The sequence below is a fragment of the candidate division WWE3 bacterium genome, assembly GCA_026396615.1.
GTDB lineage: Bacteria > Patescibacteriota > WWE3 > JAPLWK01 > JAPLWK01 > JAPLWK01.
This window is the reverse complement of record JAPLWK010000010.1, coordinates 133,709-146,476: the sequence shown is the minus strand read 5'-3', so window position 1 is coordinate 146,476 and position 12,768 is coordinate 133,709. Positions and strand designations below refer to the sequence as shown.

Sequence of the window (12,768 nt, the reverse complement as noted above, 5' to 3'; positions counted from 1 at the left end):
ATTAAAAATTTATGTTAGATTTTCTGGATTCCGGGTCAAGCCCGGAATGACAGATTGGTTAGTAACGCCTAATTACACCCACCACCTTACCCTGAATCTTAACATTCTTAACATAAATCGGTTTCATCGTATCATTAGCCGGTTGAAGTCTAATTCGATCTTTTTCCTTGTAATAGCGCTTTAAAGTGGCCGTAGCGCCGTTAATAAGAGCCACCACTATGTCGCCATTATTAGCCGTTTGTTGTTGTTCGCAAACTACGAAGTCGCCATCGAGAATGCCATCGTTAATCATACTTTCGCCGCGAACTTGAAGAACAAAGGCCCGCTTTTTACCGGACAGCATGCTGGCCGAAATTCGAATCGTGTCTAGGGGACTTTCAATAGCCTCAATCGGCTTCCCGGCGGCGATATAGCCAATGATTGGAACTTCCACACCCTCTAAAGCTGGCGTAATCACTTCGTTAATCACTTCAAATCCTCTAATATTACCATCAAATTTTTTAATTAGACCTTTTTTCTCCAGAGCTTCTAAATGCTGATGAACGGTGGCTAGAGAACTTAAGCCTAATGCGGAAGCAATTTCCTGTAAAGTTGGGGAGCTGCCGTATTTCTGAATATACTGAGAGACAAAATCGAGAACTTCTTTTTGGCGGCGGTAAGTAGTTGGTGGCATTGGTATAATATACGAATATTATACGAAGTTGTCAAGGGGTTAAATATTCGACAGCAAACCGGGCTGCGCGCCGTAGACGCCGATGACAGAAGCCGACTCCAAATTCCCCCACTTCAGAGCGGTAGCTAGGCCATGACCGCGAAGTAAAGCTGCCAAAGCGCCTGTCGCAAAGGCATCGCCGGCACCGGTAGTGTCGATGTATTCTAGGATCGCAGGACTTGGTTCGCTATAAAAAGTTTTACCGTCATAAGCCTGAGAACCGCAAACATCGCGAGTGATAATAACTTTCTTAGCTCCTAAATCGTAAAACTTTTTCAAGGCTTTTTTAACGTCTTCTTCAATGGTAGCGCAGGTATTAAGTTCTGTTTTTTGATATTTAAGATCGAGAAGTTCGTAGGCCTCGTAAACATTGAGAACGAAGAGGTCAGTTTCTTGCAAAATTGGCGCCAATTTATTAATTCCCAGTTTTAATTGGTTTTGACCGGGCACAAAAGCCAAACGCACATTATGAAATTTAACAAGTTTGAGAACCTCAGTAGTTAAAGCTTCACTAGTACTGCCCGCATCAGCCAAATAAAAGAATTTAGTATTTGTGAGTTCAATTGATAACGCTTCGGCCTCAATTTCCAAGTCATCGTTAGTCCCACGGTACATAATTATCGCGTGTTCCCCACCCTGCCCCACCAGTATTGACGATACAGATGAATGCACCTTCCCCGTAATCTCTAAAAATTGCAAGCTCACTTTTTCCTGCTTAAAGTTTTTAGCAATTTCCGCCCCCGGTAAATCGTCACCGATTTGCCCCCAAAAGGCGGTCTTGATTCCTAAACGTGAAAGACCTACTGCGCAGTTAGCTGCTCCCCCACCAAAAGTAATCAAGCATTTGCGAACGAGGAATTTTTCGCCCCACTCAATACTTAAAGCGTCATTTTTGACCGGAAAGTCTTCGTCGATAAAAAAGATGTCTTGAGTGGCGCCGCCAATTGTAATTACTTCATACATAATTAATCCTTTACTTCGTAGGTAAAATAATTATCGTAAGGATTATCAATTTTTAACATCTCCTCAATTGTAAAACCTTCAAAAAAACGCCGAATCACACGCATTGAATTGTTCCCGGCGCAAACAGCGACGTTTTGACTGGATTTTTTGACGTGGTCAGCTAATTCGTTACAAAACGGCAACACCCGCTCTTCCACCATAGCAATACTTTCCCCATTCGGCGGCGGTGTGTTGTAGGAGCGATGATAAGTTAAATATAAAGCTAAATCTTGACGCATTAAATCTAAATGAGGCGTTCCCTGAAGGTCGCCGTAACTGCGCTCCCGAAGTCGTTTGTCTTGAGTTATGGCTACGTTGGGATGATATTTTAAAACTTCCGTTACAGTCCTTAAATTACGCTTCAAATCGGAAGTATAGACACTCATGAATACCTTATCTTTAAGCAATTCTGCTAGTTCTTCAGCATCAATGACGCCTTTTTGTGATAAATCAGGATCCCGCCAACCGCTAAACAAATGCTGGCGATTATCCTCTGATTCAGAATGACGGAATAAATAAACGCTACCGTAAGTCATCAATAATTTGGAGGAGTCGGTTATATTTAGATATTCGTTCTCCTCTGGCAAACCCACCAAACTTAACATAATCAGCGCCGACCGCGACCGCTAAATCCGCCAGCCAATCATCAGTCGTTTCTTCGCCGCGATGGGAGACGATAATTTTAAGTTTCGCTTGACGAGCCAGTTGAACAAATTCTAGAGTCTCGCTCAGTGTCCCGATTTGATTAGCTTTCACGACCACTGCCCCGGCCGCATGCTTTTCGATTACCTTCTGAAGTCTAATTTTATTAGTGACGACCAGGTCATCAGCAACAACGAGTGTTTTTGAAGAATTATTTTTATTAAAAACTTCCCAGGAATCCCAAGCCTCTTCATCAAACGGATCCTCAATCGATAGTGGCGCGTATTTAGAAATAATATCTTCAAAATCAAGCGGCGCGCCATTGGTGTAAGAATCGGCCACATCAAGACTGATTGATCCGGGACCGAATAAGCTCGACAATAAATCTAAAGCATTTTCATTGGTAAAATTTGGCGGTGAAAAAGCCCCTTCAAACCCAACGGTCGTTGGCAAATTACGAGTATTCATGGCGTCGTTGACCCTTTGATACGACTTAAGACCATCCTCAACTGTTTTACAATGGACCATAAACTCTTGAATCGACAACAAACTACGAGCGTGCATCCCACCTTCAAACATCAAGACTAGCAATTCTGGAATTTTCAAATATTTTGACCCAATAATATCACTTAAATAAATATAAAGAGGTGACTCATCTTTAAACATCGCCGACGCCTTGGCAAAAGCTAGGGACAATGACAGTGTTGTGTTACCACCGAGTTTTGATTTATCCGGCGTCCCGTCAAGCGCAATTAAAGCTGAATCGAAATCTTTAAGTGTCGCAAAATCCTTGTCTATTAACTCCTTCGACAAGGAATCATTGGTGAGAATGACCGAATCGCCCACTTCTAACGTCTTCGCCTCCGCTTTACCGGTAGAAATTCCCGCCGGCACCGAAGCAATCCCGTATGACCCATCCTCAAGGACGAGAGTCGTCTCAATTGTCCAGTCGCCTTTAGAAGCGAGTATTTTTCTGGCCGAAATATCTGTAATTTTCATATTCATTTACGCGAACGCTTATGGGCCAAATCTAACTCGGCGTCATGCACAATCTGCCTAGTCTTCTCGATGACGTCGACGTTAATAGAAACTGAAGTGATTCCCCATTCCACTAACTTCCGAGTGATTTCGGGATAGTCAGAGGGTGCTTGACCGCAAATGCTACTGGTCACCCCGTGCTTAGCACAGGTTTTAACGATTTTTTCCAAGGCCCACATTACCGCCGGATGTCGCTCGTCGTAAATATTAGCCACTTTGTCATTATCTCGATCACAACCCAGCATTAGCATTGTTAAATCATTGGTCCCGACCGACACGCCATCCACTCCGCAATCCAGCATTTCATCTAGCATCACTACGGCTGACGGCACTTCCACCATAATCCACAATTTAAAATTAGCACTGCGATGCAAACCAAAGGCCGAAACGATCTTTTTAACCTCTTGCAACTCTTTTACCGTTCGCACAAACGGCAACATTAAATGGACGTTTTTATAACCCATTTTGTTACGGACTTTATCGAGAGCCTTAAGTTCCAGCTCGAAGACAGCAGAATCGGCGATGTAGCGACTCACCCCACGATAGCCCATCAACGGATTTTGTTCTTCTTGTTCGTATTTGGCGCCGCCTTTGAGACTCCTGTACTCGTTTGTTTTGAAGTCTGTCGCGCGATAAACGATCTGACGGGGATTAAAGGCTTTGGCAAAAGTTTCAATCCCTGTGGCCAGCTTATCAGTGAACTCGCGACCGCGACCGGCCGACAACATCGCTTTGGGATGCTCTCCAATTACTTGAGCAATAATAAATTCAGCCCTCATTAAACCCACTCCGTCGACGTAACGCTGAGAGACTTCGGCAGCCAGTTCCGGAACTGACAGGTCGACATAGACCTTAGTAGCCGTCTTAATATTAGTCGGATCATCATAGCGACTTAAATTAATACTCTCTTTGATTTGATAAATTCCCTGATAAATTTTTCCGGAAGCGCCATCAACGGTAATTTCCTCGCCCGTCCGTAGCATTTTAGTGGCTTCATTAGTTCCAACAACACAAGGAACTCCGAGTTCTCGAGAGACAATCGCCGCATGTGAAGTGCGGCCACCTTCGTCGGTAACAATCGCTGAAGCTCGTTTCATGGCCGGAACGTAATCCGGATCAGTCATTTTTGTTACCAGTACCTCGCCATCTTTTAGCTTATTAATTTCGCTGGCATTTTTAAGAATTCGCACTTTCCCGGAACCCACTCCCGGACTGGCAGCTGACCCGGTTAAAATAACCACTGCGCTATCGTCAATCTTTTCGGGATTATCAAGGGCATCTTTGGTTTTTAGTAAAGTGGTGATGGGACGAGACTGCACTAAAAATAACTTTCCAGACTGCATGCCCCATTCTGTGTCCTGCGGATGCCCGTAATGCTCGTTAATCAGCAGACCTATTGCCGCCAGCTCTAAAATCTTGGCATCCGGTAATTTCTGACGTTTTTGGTAATCTTTAGAAACTTTAAGACGCCCTGAGTAGGCCCGTTGCCACTCCTGACGAATTATTTTTTTATCAATTATTTTTAAAGGGGCTTTTTTAATCAAATATTGATCGGGAGTTAGTTCCCCTAGTACAACCGGCTCCGCCAGCCCATAAGCCGCTTCAATGTCAATTTGGGATTCATCGGAAGTAAGTGGATTGGCAGTAAACATGATTCCCGCCACTTCAAACTTGCCCATGATTTGAATCGGCGAGGCGAGACCAACTTTAAAATGATCGTATTTTTCGGTGTTACGATAATAAATAGCCCGGGCTTCAAAAAGTGAGGCGTAACAACGTAGTAAATTTTCTAGAACTTGCTTTTCTCCTTGAGTATTTAAAAAAGTTTCCTGCTGCCCGGCAAATGAAGCATCCGGCAGATCTTCAGCCGTCGCCGAGGACCGAACGGCCACTTGCTGATCATGATTGCCACAGAGTTCCCGATAAGCTGCTGTAACATCCGTCTTAATATCTTCCGGCAGCTCTGAGGCTAAAAAGGCTTTCCGAATCCGGGCTGAAGCGCTCTGTAAAGCCTTAGAATCTTCGTAGTCTAAATCTTTGAGTTCAGTTTTTATTTTTTGTTTAAGCGAAGTTTTATCTAAAAAGTCAAAGTAGGCGTTAACTGTCACTACAAAACCAGGTAGTACCGGAATGCCGGCGTTCACCAATTCCCCCAGATTGGCTCCCTTACCACCGGCAATATCGGTGTCGGTGCGATGGAGCTCCGAAAACCATTTTATGTATTTATACTTATGGGCAGACATATCGTATCTTTTCTATAACTACCTGCTTAACTAGTTCTTTAGACTTCTTCAATAACTCATAAGACTGTAACATGTCTGAATTCTCTTTAAAAGTACTTTCCAAACCCTCTCGCCAAGCTTTACGAAGGCAGGTATTCATGTTTATTTTAACTACCCCTAAACGAATAGCCTCTTGAATTTCATTCATAGACCGACTGGATCCGCCATGCATTACTAAAGGTAAATTGGTGATCCTTCGAACTGACTTAAGAAGTGACAAATCGCAAAAATTATCTTTCTCAACCGCCAAAAGATTCGCCCCCAGTTCATCTAGATGTAAGGCCTGACTGGGACTACTTACGGTTACCTCCAGCAAAAAATCTTTAGGTAATTTTTCTTTAAGTTTTGCTACCAACCTAAAACCTGTTTCGACCTGCATTTCTGAGATATCGATTAGCCCGGAGGTAAAACCGGCCGCCGCCGCTTTTAAGACCGTATCGACGTCGGAACAATGATCAAGATGCAACGAGAAATCGACTAAACTGTTTTTAGAGAATGATTCCGCAATGACAAAGGCCGTTCCAATCCCTATAAAATCGGCTTCTTTAGCGTTTAGCTCAAAGATGAAAGGCTCCGCAAGACTCGTTGCTCCGGCCAAAATAGACTGAGCAATATCTAAAGTGCCAAAATTAAAAGCGGCCACTGCCATGCGTTTAGTTAATAGATGTTTAGTTGAAGTAATCATTAATACTTATTAACCTGTTCTACCATAATATCGCGAGCCGCGGTTAAATTCTCATCGGTTTTACTCCATACGTAAACCTCAAGTTTTGGCATGGTATCGCTTTTGCGAATCATCCCCCAGGTATCGGTCAAATCCGCTCCAAATTTTATCCGTAAATCACCTTCGTAATCAGCCACGAAATATTTATCTTTAAAAAACTCGGCCAATTTTTTCATAGTTACAAATTTCTGCTCATCGGAGGTGGGAATCGCGATTTCACCGGTGGCTTTGTAAAAGGGAACACCGCCAAGCAACTTCGACAAAGGGAGATCTGAAGCCGCGAGAAGCTGAAGTACCCGGGCTCCGGCATAAATGGCATCATCAAAACCGTAATAATGATCAGCAATGTAGATATGACCTTTATATTCACCGGCCAACTTCCCTTGATAGCGCTTTAAATAGTCCGACACAATGGCGTGACCCGTTGGTACACAGACCGGTTTACCACCGTTCGCGATAATATCTTCTTCCAGTCCCGGCGAACATTGAGTGTTATAGAGTATGGGCTCGTTTTTAGATAATTTTAAAAAGTAACGTGACAACAAAGCCAATATTCCGTCAGCCCACACCACGTAACCGGTTTCATCGATTACATTAAGGCGATCCACATCGCCATCATAAGAAATTCCAATATCGGCCTTATTAGTCCGTACTTTCTCTAGCAGTTCCATAAGATTAAAACCAACTGAAGGATCGGGAATGTGATTCGGAAAAGTGCCGTCCAGTCGACTGTGAATTTCAATGACTTCGTGTCCCAAATCTCGATACAGCGGCGCCGCGAAGTAACCACCAAGAGCGTTCCCGCTGTCCATGACAACCTTTAGCTTTCTAATCGGCTTTAAATCAACTTTAAGCAAACTGGCTTTTATGTCTGCCAGATATTCCAAGGAGATATCCGCTTTTTTAAGACTGCCCTCGCCAACAATATAAGAACGCTTATCAAGCGTGCGACGTAATTCTTGAATATCATCACCAGTAATAGTCGTAGCATCGTTAAAACAAGGCTTCAAACCGTTATACTCCGGCGGATTATGAGAGCCGGTTATTTCCACACTTCCTACTTTTCCAAAACCAAATCGGTAACGCGACCAGTAAATCATTGGGGTAGTGGCTAAACCAAAATCGACAACGTCAATTCCCGTTTCGACCATACCGGAAGCTATATTTTGAGCAATTTTTTCACTGGTTAATCGATTATCTCGACCTAAAAGACACTGCTTAACATTGTGTTTCCGCAGCCAGGTTCCCCAAGCTTTGCCAATCTCTAAGGCGTCATTGTAGGACCAATCACTACCAACAATTCCGCGAATATCATCTTTTCTAAAAATAAAAGGGTTCATACGCTATTGACCGATTAAGTCTATTAATGCTATTAAGATCATTTAGCGGTTTCGAAGAGCGATAAATAATCTTAATGGTCGTAATGGTCTCAATAGTCTTAATTTAGTTGTTTTTTAACGCCGATACTTGATCTACTGCCAAAGGCAGAGTAAAAAAGAACGTTGTGCCGTGACCCTCCAAACTTTCCAACCAAATCTTACCGCCGTGAGCTTCCACAATTCCTTTGGCTATAACAAGCCCGAGACCGGTTCCTTTAGAATTAGGGTCGACCGTGTTTCGTAATTGCTCGAATTTATTAAAAAGCCTTAGTTGTGCCTCTTTATCTATCCCCACCCCGGTATCGCTCACCGATATTTTAGCCATATTTTCGCCAACGATAATAGTAGCCCCCAAAGTAACTGATCCTTTTATTGTAAACTTAACGGCGTTACTTATTAGATTATTTAGGACCTGAATAATCCTAGATTTATCAAAAAGTACCGGTGGTAAATTATCGGTAACGTCGATTTTGATCGTTAAGCCTTTTTGAGAAGCTACATTTTCAAAATATTGAGTCTCATCAACTAATATCGTTCTTAAATCCCCGGATATTGGGACGACTTTAAATTTACCGGCTTCAATTTTAGCCGCATCTAAAATATCATTAACCATGTCTAAAAGATAATGGCTGGAATCTTTAATATTACCAAGTAATTCTGTAGTTTTAGCAGGATTCAGTTGCGTAATTCTTTTTAAAAGTAAGTCGCTGGTGCCATACATAACACTCAAAGGGGTTCGCAACTCATGAACCATCATCGCCGTAAAATCATCACGCAGTCGCTCTAAAGTCCGTTCCGAAGTCCGATCACGGATTATAATGGCAATCCCTAAAAGACCGGATTGGTCTAAAACCGGAGAAATAATTAATTCTAAAAAACGCTCATTCAGAAGAAATTGTGAAACCTTAATTGTTTTTAAAGTCGCGGTAACCTCCTTAATTTGGGCCATCAAGGGGGTGGACCTTTCTATAATCGTTACTACATCTATTAAATCGACGGTATCGGCAGTAATCCCTAAAAATGTTTTGGCGGCAGGGTTAATAATCATTAAACGTGTGAAATTATTAAGCATCATTACACCATCAGCCAAACTTTCCACCATCATTTCCAACTTCCCTTTCTCCGTTTCAATGACTGTTTGTAAGCGAGAAACGGCATCCGAGGCTTTAGCGGCAATTTTATATAAAACATTAATATCCGCTTCTTGGTACAAACCAACATTGGTAGAAGCAATATTTATAATTCCGGTTAACTTGTCATTTATTACTAACGGAATGTTAAAAAAAGAGCCAATCTTGTTTTTATTGGTTTCGGAGGTTAAAGAACCAAAAGTCCCCTCGTCAACTTTAAATTTGGTGTAGTCAACAACCGATAGAGCGATAAGGGACGCCAACATACGTTTCTTTACCTCCTTAATAAAGGCTTCCGAAACTGATTCCCGCAGGTTAGTGCGCAGTAGCAATCGGTCACTTTCGATAATTAGGTAAGAAGTGGTCGAAAATGGAACTAGGTTGGAAAGGGAACCGGTAATAATTTCCGCGATTTTAGTAACATTTAAAGAGTAGCCAATCCGATCGCCGATCTCTGCGAGAATCGCATTTTCATAAAGTTTACGATTTAATTGTACACTGTGAATTTTTACAGCTTGATCTAAATTATAATATTTTCTTTGAGAAATTAAGAAAACTACGAATAATATAATAACGAGCAGTATTAAAAAGGCGATTACGAAAACGGGCAGCATGTATTAATGAAAAACATCACTTCTGTTCTGGCTTTACGGAGAGGAGCACAAAAACCCCTAAAATTTGCATGAACATGAGCATACCAAGAAGGCCAAAAATACTTTGGACAATTGGAACCACCCATAAAACTTGACTCCCCCAAATAAGAGGCAAAATCGCTGAAACTAAAAAACCAAAGCTAATGATTAAAAGTGGCTGAGCAATTTTTCCAGTCCCAATCCGCAGGACCAAAAGCAAGGTTAATAAAAAAACAACTAAATTAATAGCCACGTAAAGCATGCTACTGCCTATCATCGGCCCGCTGTAAGTTAAAATTAATCTACCTAGCATAAATTACTTTGCTAAAACACCTGACGCGACCGCTAAATTAGGGTATTTTTTAAGTAACGGCTCCATGGCTTTTTTAACAATTAAACCGGATAAGGCTACGTACTCATCAATTAATTTTTGTAGCGTTTCCGAGGGATCGCCGCCAACGTTAGTCACAAAACCATCACTGCCTACCGCTAATCCTTCAACATTTCGCGCCTTAAGTAAAGAAATATCCGGCCCCAAAATGACCATTTGGCGCTGAATAATCTCACTCATTACTTTTTTATAATCGTCAAGTCCACCCATAACTTATTTAGCCGCCTTTCGCTTTATGATCTCTTCTACTTTAGCAACTACTTCTGACGGCACTGATTTAAATTTTAAAATAAAATCTTCCGCTCCGGTATCAATGGCTTTTTTAACATTTTCTTCGTTACCAAAATTAGTGAGCATTATCGCCGGAGTGTCCTTAATTTCTTGATCGGCTTTAATTTCAGATAAGATAGTTAAACCATCTTTTTTGGGAAGCATAATGTCTAAGAGGACAATGTCGGGATGTTCCTTCTTTATAAGCTCGTTTACACCGTCACCAGTGTTATTATTAATGGTAGCGTGCCCGGAAAACTCAAATTCAGTTTGGTAAAGGGTATATAAATTTAAATCGTCTTCAACGATTAAGACTTTAGCCATGCGAGTATTATGGCCACGTATTTTCCAAAATGCAACAGCTTAGTCTTAATGGCTGTGCCACGTTAGATCTTTCTTTACTGTCACGTAATGCCTAGAAGGTAAACGTGACAATGTAAATCTCTAGACTTGTGATGGCCACTCGTCAGGATCTTTACGTGGTGACCCCAGCGGGATTCGAACCCGCGATCTCCTGGATGAAAACCAGATATCCTAGGCCACTAGACGATGGGGTCAAGTGGAATTGATCATTGACCATTAAACATTTATCATTTAATCGGTCGCGATTGGCATTTTATCGCAAAAACAGGCCTAATACTAGTTGTTAAAATCAGGTTAAGGCGATAGAATGGCCATACTTGGCCTCGTAGCTCAGTGGTAGAGCACTTCCCTTTTAAGGAAGTCGTCGTGAGTTCGAATCTCACCGAGGTCACCAAACAGCAAGCCGAGGTGGCGAAATGGCAGACGCGCTATATTTATCGCCACGGTAAATACATGACTACGAAGTAGTCATACTTTGATGTATAAATTTATATAAGAGAACACGCGCGGGTGGTGAAATGGTATACACGTACGCTTGAGGTGCGTATGCCGCAAGGTGTGGAGGTTCGATTCCTCTCCCGCGCACCATATAAACTTAAAGTTGACAAAATAGATTATTAAAGTATACTACAGGACTATATGAACCGTTATTGTTTCGAATTACAAACTAATATTAATCCTTGTGTCGCCGCTCATACGAGCGGTGATATGGGTTCTACCTACTTTATGGCTTATCTACTAATTTAACAATTTACAATTTAAACCGCAGTAGATAAGCCTCCAAAACGGAGGCTTTAGTGTTTTTAAGGACTTCGTTTTGGGGTCGAATATAACCTCAGTCGCTTTGATGGTCGATTAAATCAAATTAAGATGGGAGAAAGAAAATGTTCGGTCCAAAATTGAGTATTCATGGCGCTAGTCACTTAATTCAACTACGACCGTGTCGCAAAACAGAAATGGGTGTCGTGGCAGATTATATGAGTAATCCAATCGTACAGCGTTTTACCTTGCAAATTGGCGGGTTCACCGAGTCGGATGAAATGGATTGGTTCGAGCGAAACCGAATAGATAGAACAAGCTACATTTGGGCAATAACTATAGATGACAATGATGAGTTAGTTGGTATTACTAGCTTAGGCGAAGTGAATCATTATCAAAGCTGTAAATCGGGAATAATTATTTTCAGAACTGATTTGTGGCACCAGGGTATTGCCTCGGGTGCGCATATCCTGAGGACCGGCTTTGCTGCCTATACCCTTAACCGAGCTACTATTGCAACAGAAGTTAAGGAGCCAAATATACCGTCACGAAAAGCTCTCGAGAGGGTCGGTTACATGGTAACTGGTCGACATTTACGAACGGTGCGTGTCGATGGGGCTTTTGCGGACCGATTGGAACTGAGTTGGCTCAATCCAAATTGGATAAACGTGCTGTACCCTGAAGGATTGCCGGATGTGTATCGCGAGGGAGTTGAGAAAGCTAAATTGACATTACAAAAATACGAGGAGGCTATAAAAGCTAAGTAACTAAACAGAAAGCCGCACGAAATCTTTACAGATTAGTGCGGTTTTTTATGTTCTCAACACGCATCCAAACGCACTGCAAACCAAACCCAGTCTTATCAACCTCAAAGGGAGTGATCTTTTCAACTCGGTCAAAACGGACGAAAATGGCGTACTTTTTTTCGGTTATATAGTTTTTAACTGATTCTGGAATTTCAGATGTCCCTAGGTCATCTATGGCATATTGACTCATTATTTCTAGAGCTTGTTGATTACTTGTAATTTCGTATTGGGTGACATTTGTAACTGCAGCTTTAACGGAAACCGGGCCGCCAGAATCTTTAAAATATATAGTATCACCGGCTTTGATCTTGCCCCACGGTGCTATTTTAGACTTGTACCAACGCGCTTCCACAGTTTTAACGCCGGATAGTATCTTCGGAAGCAGCCCCCACTCCTTTTTCATGATGGCAATATGATCCATCTTCAGCCTACCAGTTTTAATTTCCTGGCGTTTTTAGAAGTAACTACTTTTTTACCAGTTTTAGACTCTATTTCTTTTCTGGCGTTTCCGGCAACTGACCCGCCTTCACGAGCCACCTTTTTGTTTTCAGGGAGACAGGAAGGCTTTCGTTTCTGAGAAATTTCGGTCGTAGCGGTTTCAGCCAACATATTCAGAACCAATTCTACATTGGTCATAT

Annotated in this window: 14 protein-coding genes and 3 tRNA genes; 3 read left to right on the top strand and 14 right to left on the bottom strand. The window is 42.1% G+C overall.

Annotated features, from left to right (window positions below; all coding sequences use genetic code 11):
- Nucleotides 1-58: 58 nt before the first annotated feature.
- The 12 genes from lexA to NT141_03675 form a co-directional block, all read right to left on the bottom strand.
- Nucleotides 59-673 carry a transcriptional repressor LexA gene (gene lexA, locus NT141_03730; GenBank protein MCX6784141.1) on the bottom strand — a complete coding sequence of 205 codons (615 nt, stop codon included), beginning with the start codon at nucleotides 671-673 and terminating at the stop codon, nucleotides 59-61.
- A gap of 39 nt (nucleotides 674-712) precedes the next feature.
- A complete protein-coding gene (locus NT141_03725; GenBank protein MCX6784140.1) occupies nucleotides 713-1,675 on the bottom strand; it encodes a carbohydrate kinase family protein in 963 nt (320 codons plus the stop codon).
- 2 nt (nucleotides 1,676-1,677) lie between these two features.
- On the bottom strand, nucleotides 1,678-2,250 hold the full coding sequence (locus NT141_03720; GenBank protein ID MCX6784139.1) for a histidine phosphatase family protein: 573 nt from the start codon (nucleotides 2,248-2,250) through the stop codon (nucleotides 1,678-1,680).
- Nucleotides 2,237-3,355, bottom strand: a complete 1,119-nt coding sequence (locus NT141_03715; GenBank protein MCX6784138.1) for a hypothetical protein — start codon at nucleotides 3,353-3,355, stop codon at nucleotides 2,237-2,239. The genes NT141_03720 and NT141_03715 overlap by 14 nt, the downstream gene beginning before the upstream one ends.
- 2 nt (nucleotides 3,356-3,357) lie before the next feature.
- A complete protein-coding gene (gene ppsA / locus NT141_03710; GenBank protein ID MCX6784137.1) occupies nucleotides 3,358-5,637 on the bottom strand; it encodes a phosphoenolpyruvate synthase in 2,280 nt (759 codons plus the stop codon).
- Nucleotides 5,624-6,361 (bottom strand): class II fructose-bisphosphate aldolase, encoded by a 738-nt coding sequence (locus NT141_03705; GenBank protein MCX6784136.1) that lies wholly within the window; start codon nucleotides 6,359-6,361, stop codon nucleotides 5,624-5,626. Before NT141_03705 ends, ppsA begins: the two co-directional genes overlap by 14 nt.
- A complete protein-coding gene (locus NT141_03700; protein MCX6784135.1) occupies nucleotides 6,361-7,740 on the bottom strand; it encodes a phosphomannomutase/phosphoglucomutase in 1,380 nt (459 codons plus the stop codon). The genes NT141_03705 and NT141_03700 overlap by 1 nt, the downstream gene beginning before the upstream one ends.
- A gap of 103 nt (nucleotides 7,741-7,843) precedes the next feature.
- Complete coding sequence (locus tag NT141_03695; GenBank protein MCX6784134.1) at nucleotides 7,844-9,523, bottom strand: ATP-binding protein; 1,680 nt, start codon at nucleotides 9,521-9,523, stop codon at nucleotides 7,844-7,846.
- A gap of 16 nt (nucleotides 9,524-9,539) precedes the next feature.
- Entirely contained in the window at nucleotides 9,540-9,854 is a 315-nt protein-coding gene (locus NT141_03690) for a hypothetical protein (protein MCX6784133.1), read from the bottom strand.
- Between the two features lie 3 nt (nucleotides 9,855-9,857).
- Nucleotides 9,858-10,142, bottom strand: coding sequence for a hypothetical protein (locus tag NT141_03685; protein MCX6784132.1), 285 nt, complete (start codon nucleotides 10,140-10,142; stop codon nucleotides 9,858-9,860).
- 3 nt (nucleotides 10,143-10,145) lie between these two features.
- A complete protein-coding gene (locus NT141_03680) occupies nucleotides 10,146-10,526 on the bottom strand; it encodes a response regulator (protein MCX6784131.1) in 381 nt (126 codons plus the stop codon).
- 156 nt (nucleotides 10,527-10,682) lie between these two features.
- Nucleotides 10,683-10,759: transfer RNA gene (locus NT141_03675), tRNA-Glu, on the bottom strand.
- A 125-nt stretch (nucleotides 10,760-10,884) separates the two neighbouring features.
- Here NT141_03675 and NT141_03670 point away from each other — a divergent pair.
- The 3 genes from NT141_03670 to NT141_03660 all read left to right on the top strand — a co-directional run bounded on the left by NT141_03670 (nucleotide 10,885) and on the right by NT141_03660 (nucleotide 12,091).
- Nucleotides 10,885-10,959: transfer RNA gene (locus NT141_03670), tRNA-Lys, on the top strand.
- A 110-nt stretch (nucleotides 10,960-11,069) separates the two neighbouring features.
- Nucleotides 11,070-11,153 (top strand) — tRNA-Leu (locus NT141_03665).
- 296 nt (nucleotides 11,154-11,449) lie between these two features.
- Nucleotides 11,450-12,091 carry a GNAT family protein gene (locus NT141_03660; protein MCX6784130.1) on the top strand — a complete coding sequence of 214 codons (642 nt, stop codon included), beginning with the start codon at nucleotides 11,450-11,452 and terminating at the stop codon, nucleotides 12,089-12,091.
- Nucleotides 12,092-12,116: 25 nt separating this feature from the next.
- Here the strand turns inward: NT141_03660 and NT141_03655 are convergent, their stop codons facing one another.
- The gene (locus tag NT141_03655) at nucleotides 12,117-12,551 is read right to left on the bottom strand and encodes a hypothetical protein (GenBank protein ID MCX6784129.1); all 435 of its coding nucleotides are present in this window, start codon (nucleotides 12,549-12,551) and stop codon (nucleotides 12,117-12,119) included.
- Nucleotides 12,552-12,553: 2 nt separating this feature from the next.
- The coding region (locus tag NT141_03650; protein MCX6784128.1) for a hypothetical protein at nucleotides 12,554-12,768 on the bottom strand (215 nt) is incomplete at its 5' end.

Bases quoted from the DNA above. Each gene is read 5' to 3' on its own strand.
- NT141_03715 (MCX6784138.1), bottom strand. From the start codon at position 3,355: ATGAAAATTACAGATATTTCGGCCAGAAAAATACTCGCTTCTAAAGGC.
- ppsA (MCX6784137.1), bottom strand. From the start codon at position 5,637: ATGTCTGCCCATAAGTATAAATACATAAAATGGTTTTCGGAGCTCCAT.
- NT141_03660 (MCX6784130.1), top strand. From the start codon at position 11,450: ATGTTCGGTCCAAAATTGAGTATTCATGGCGCTAGTCACTTAATTCAA.
- NT141_03725 (MCX6784140.1), bottom strand. From the start codon at position 1,675: ATGTATGAAGTAATTACAATTGGCGGCGCCACTCAAGACATCTTTTTT.
- NT141_03685 (MCX6784132.1), bottom strand. From the start codon at position 10,142: ATGGGTGGACTTGACGATTATAAAAAAGTAATGAGTGAGATTATTCAG.
- NT141_03680 (MCX6784131.1), bottom strand. From the start codon at position 10,526: ATGGCTAAAGTCTTAATCGTTGAAGACGATTTAAATTTATATACCCTT.
- NT141_03655 (MCX6784129.1), bottom strand. From the start codon at position 12,551: ATGGATCATATTGCCATCATGAAAAAGGAGTGGGGGCTGCTTCCGAAG.
- lexA (MCX6784141.1), bottom strand. From the start codon at position 673: ATGCCACCAACTACTTACCGCCGCCAAAAAGAAGTTCTCGATTTTGTC.
- NT141_03695 (MCX6784134.1), bottom strand. From the start codon at position 9,523: ATGCTGCCCGTTTTCGTAATCGCCTTTTTAATACTGCTCGTTATTATA.
- NT141_03700 (MCX6784135.1), bottom strand. From the start codon at position 7,740: ATGAACCCTTTTATTTTTAGAAAAGATGATATTCGCGGAATTGTTGGT.
- NT141_03705 (MCX6784136.1), bottom strand. From the start codon at position 6,361: ATGATTACTTCAACTAAACATCTATTAACTAAACGCATGGCAGTGGCC.
- NT141_03720 (MCX6784139.1), bottom strand. From the start codon at position 2,250: ATGACTTACGGTAGCGTTTATTTATTCCGTCATTCTGAATCAGAGGAT.
- NT141_03690 (MCX6784133.1), bottom strand. From the start codon at position 9,854: ATGCTAGGTAGATTAATTTTAACTTACAGCGGGCCGATGATAGGCAGT.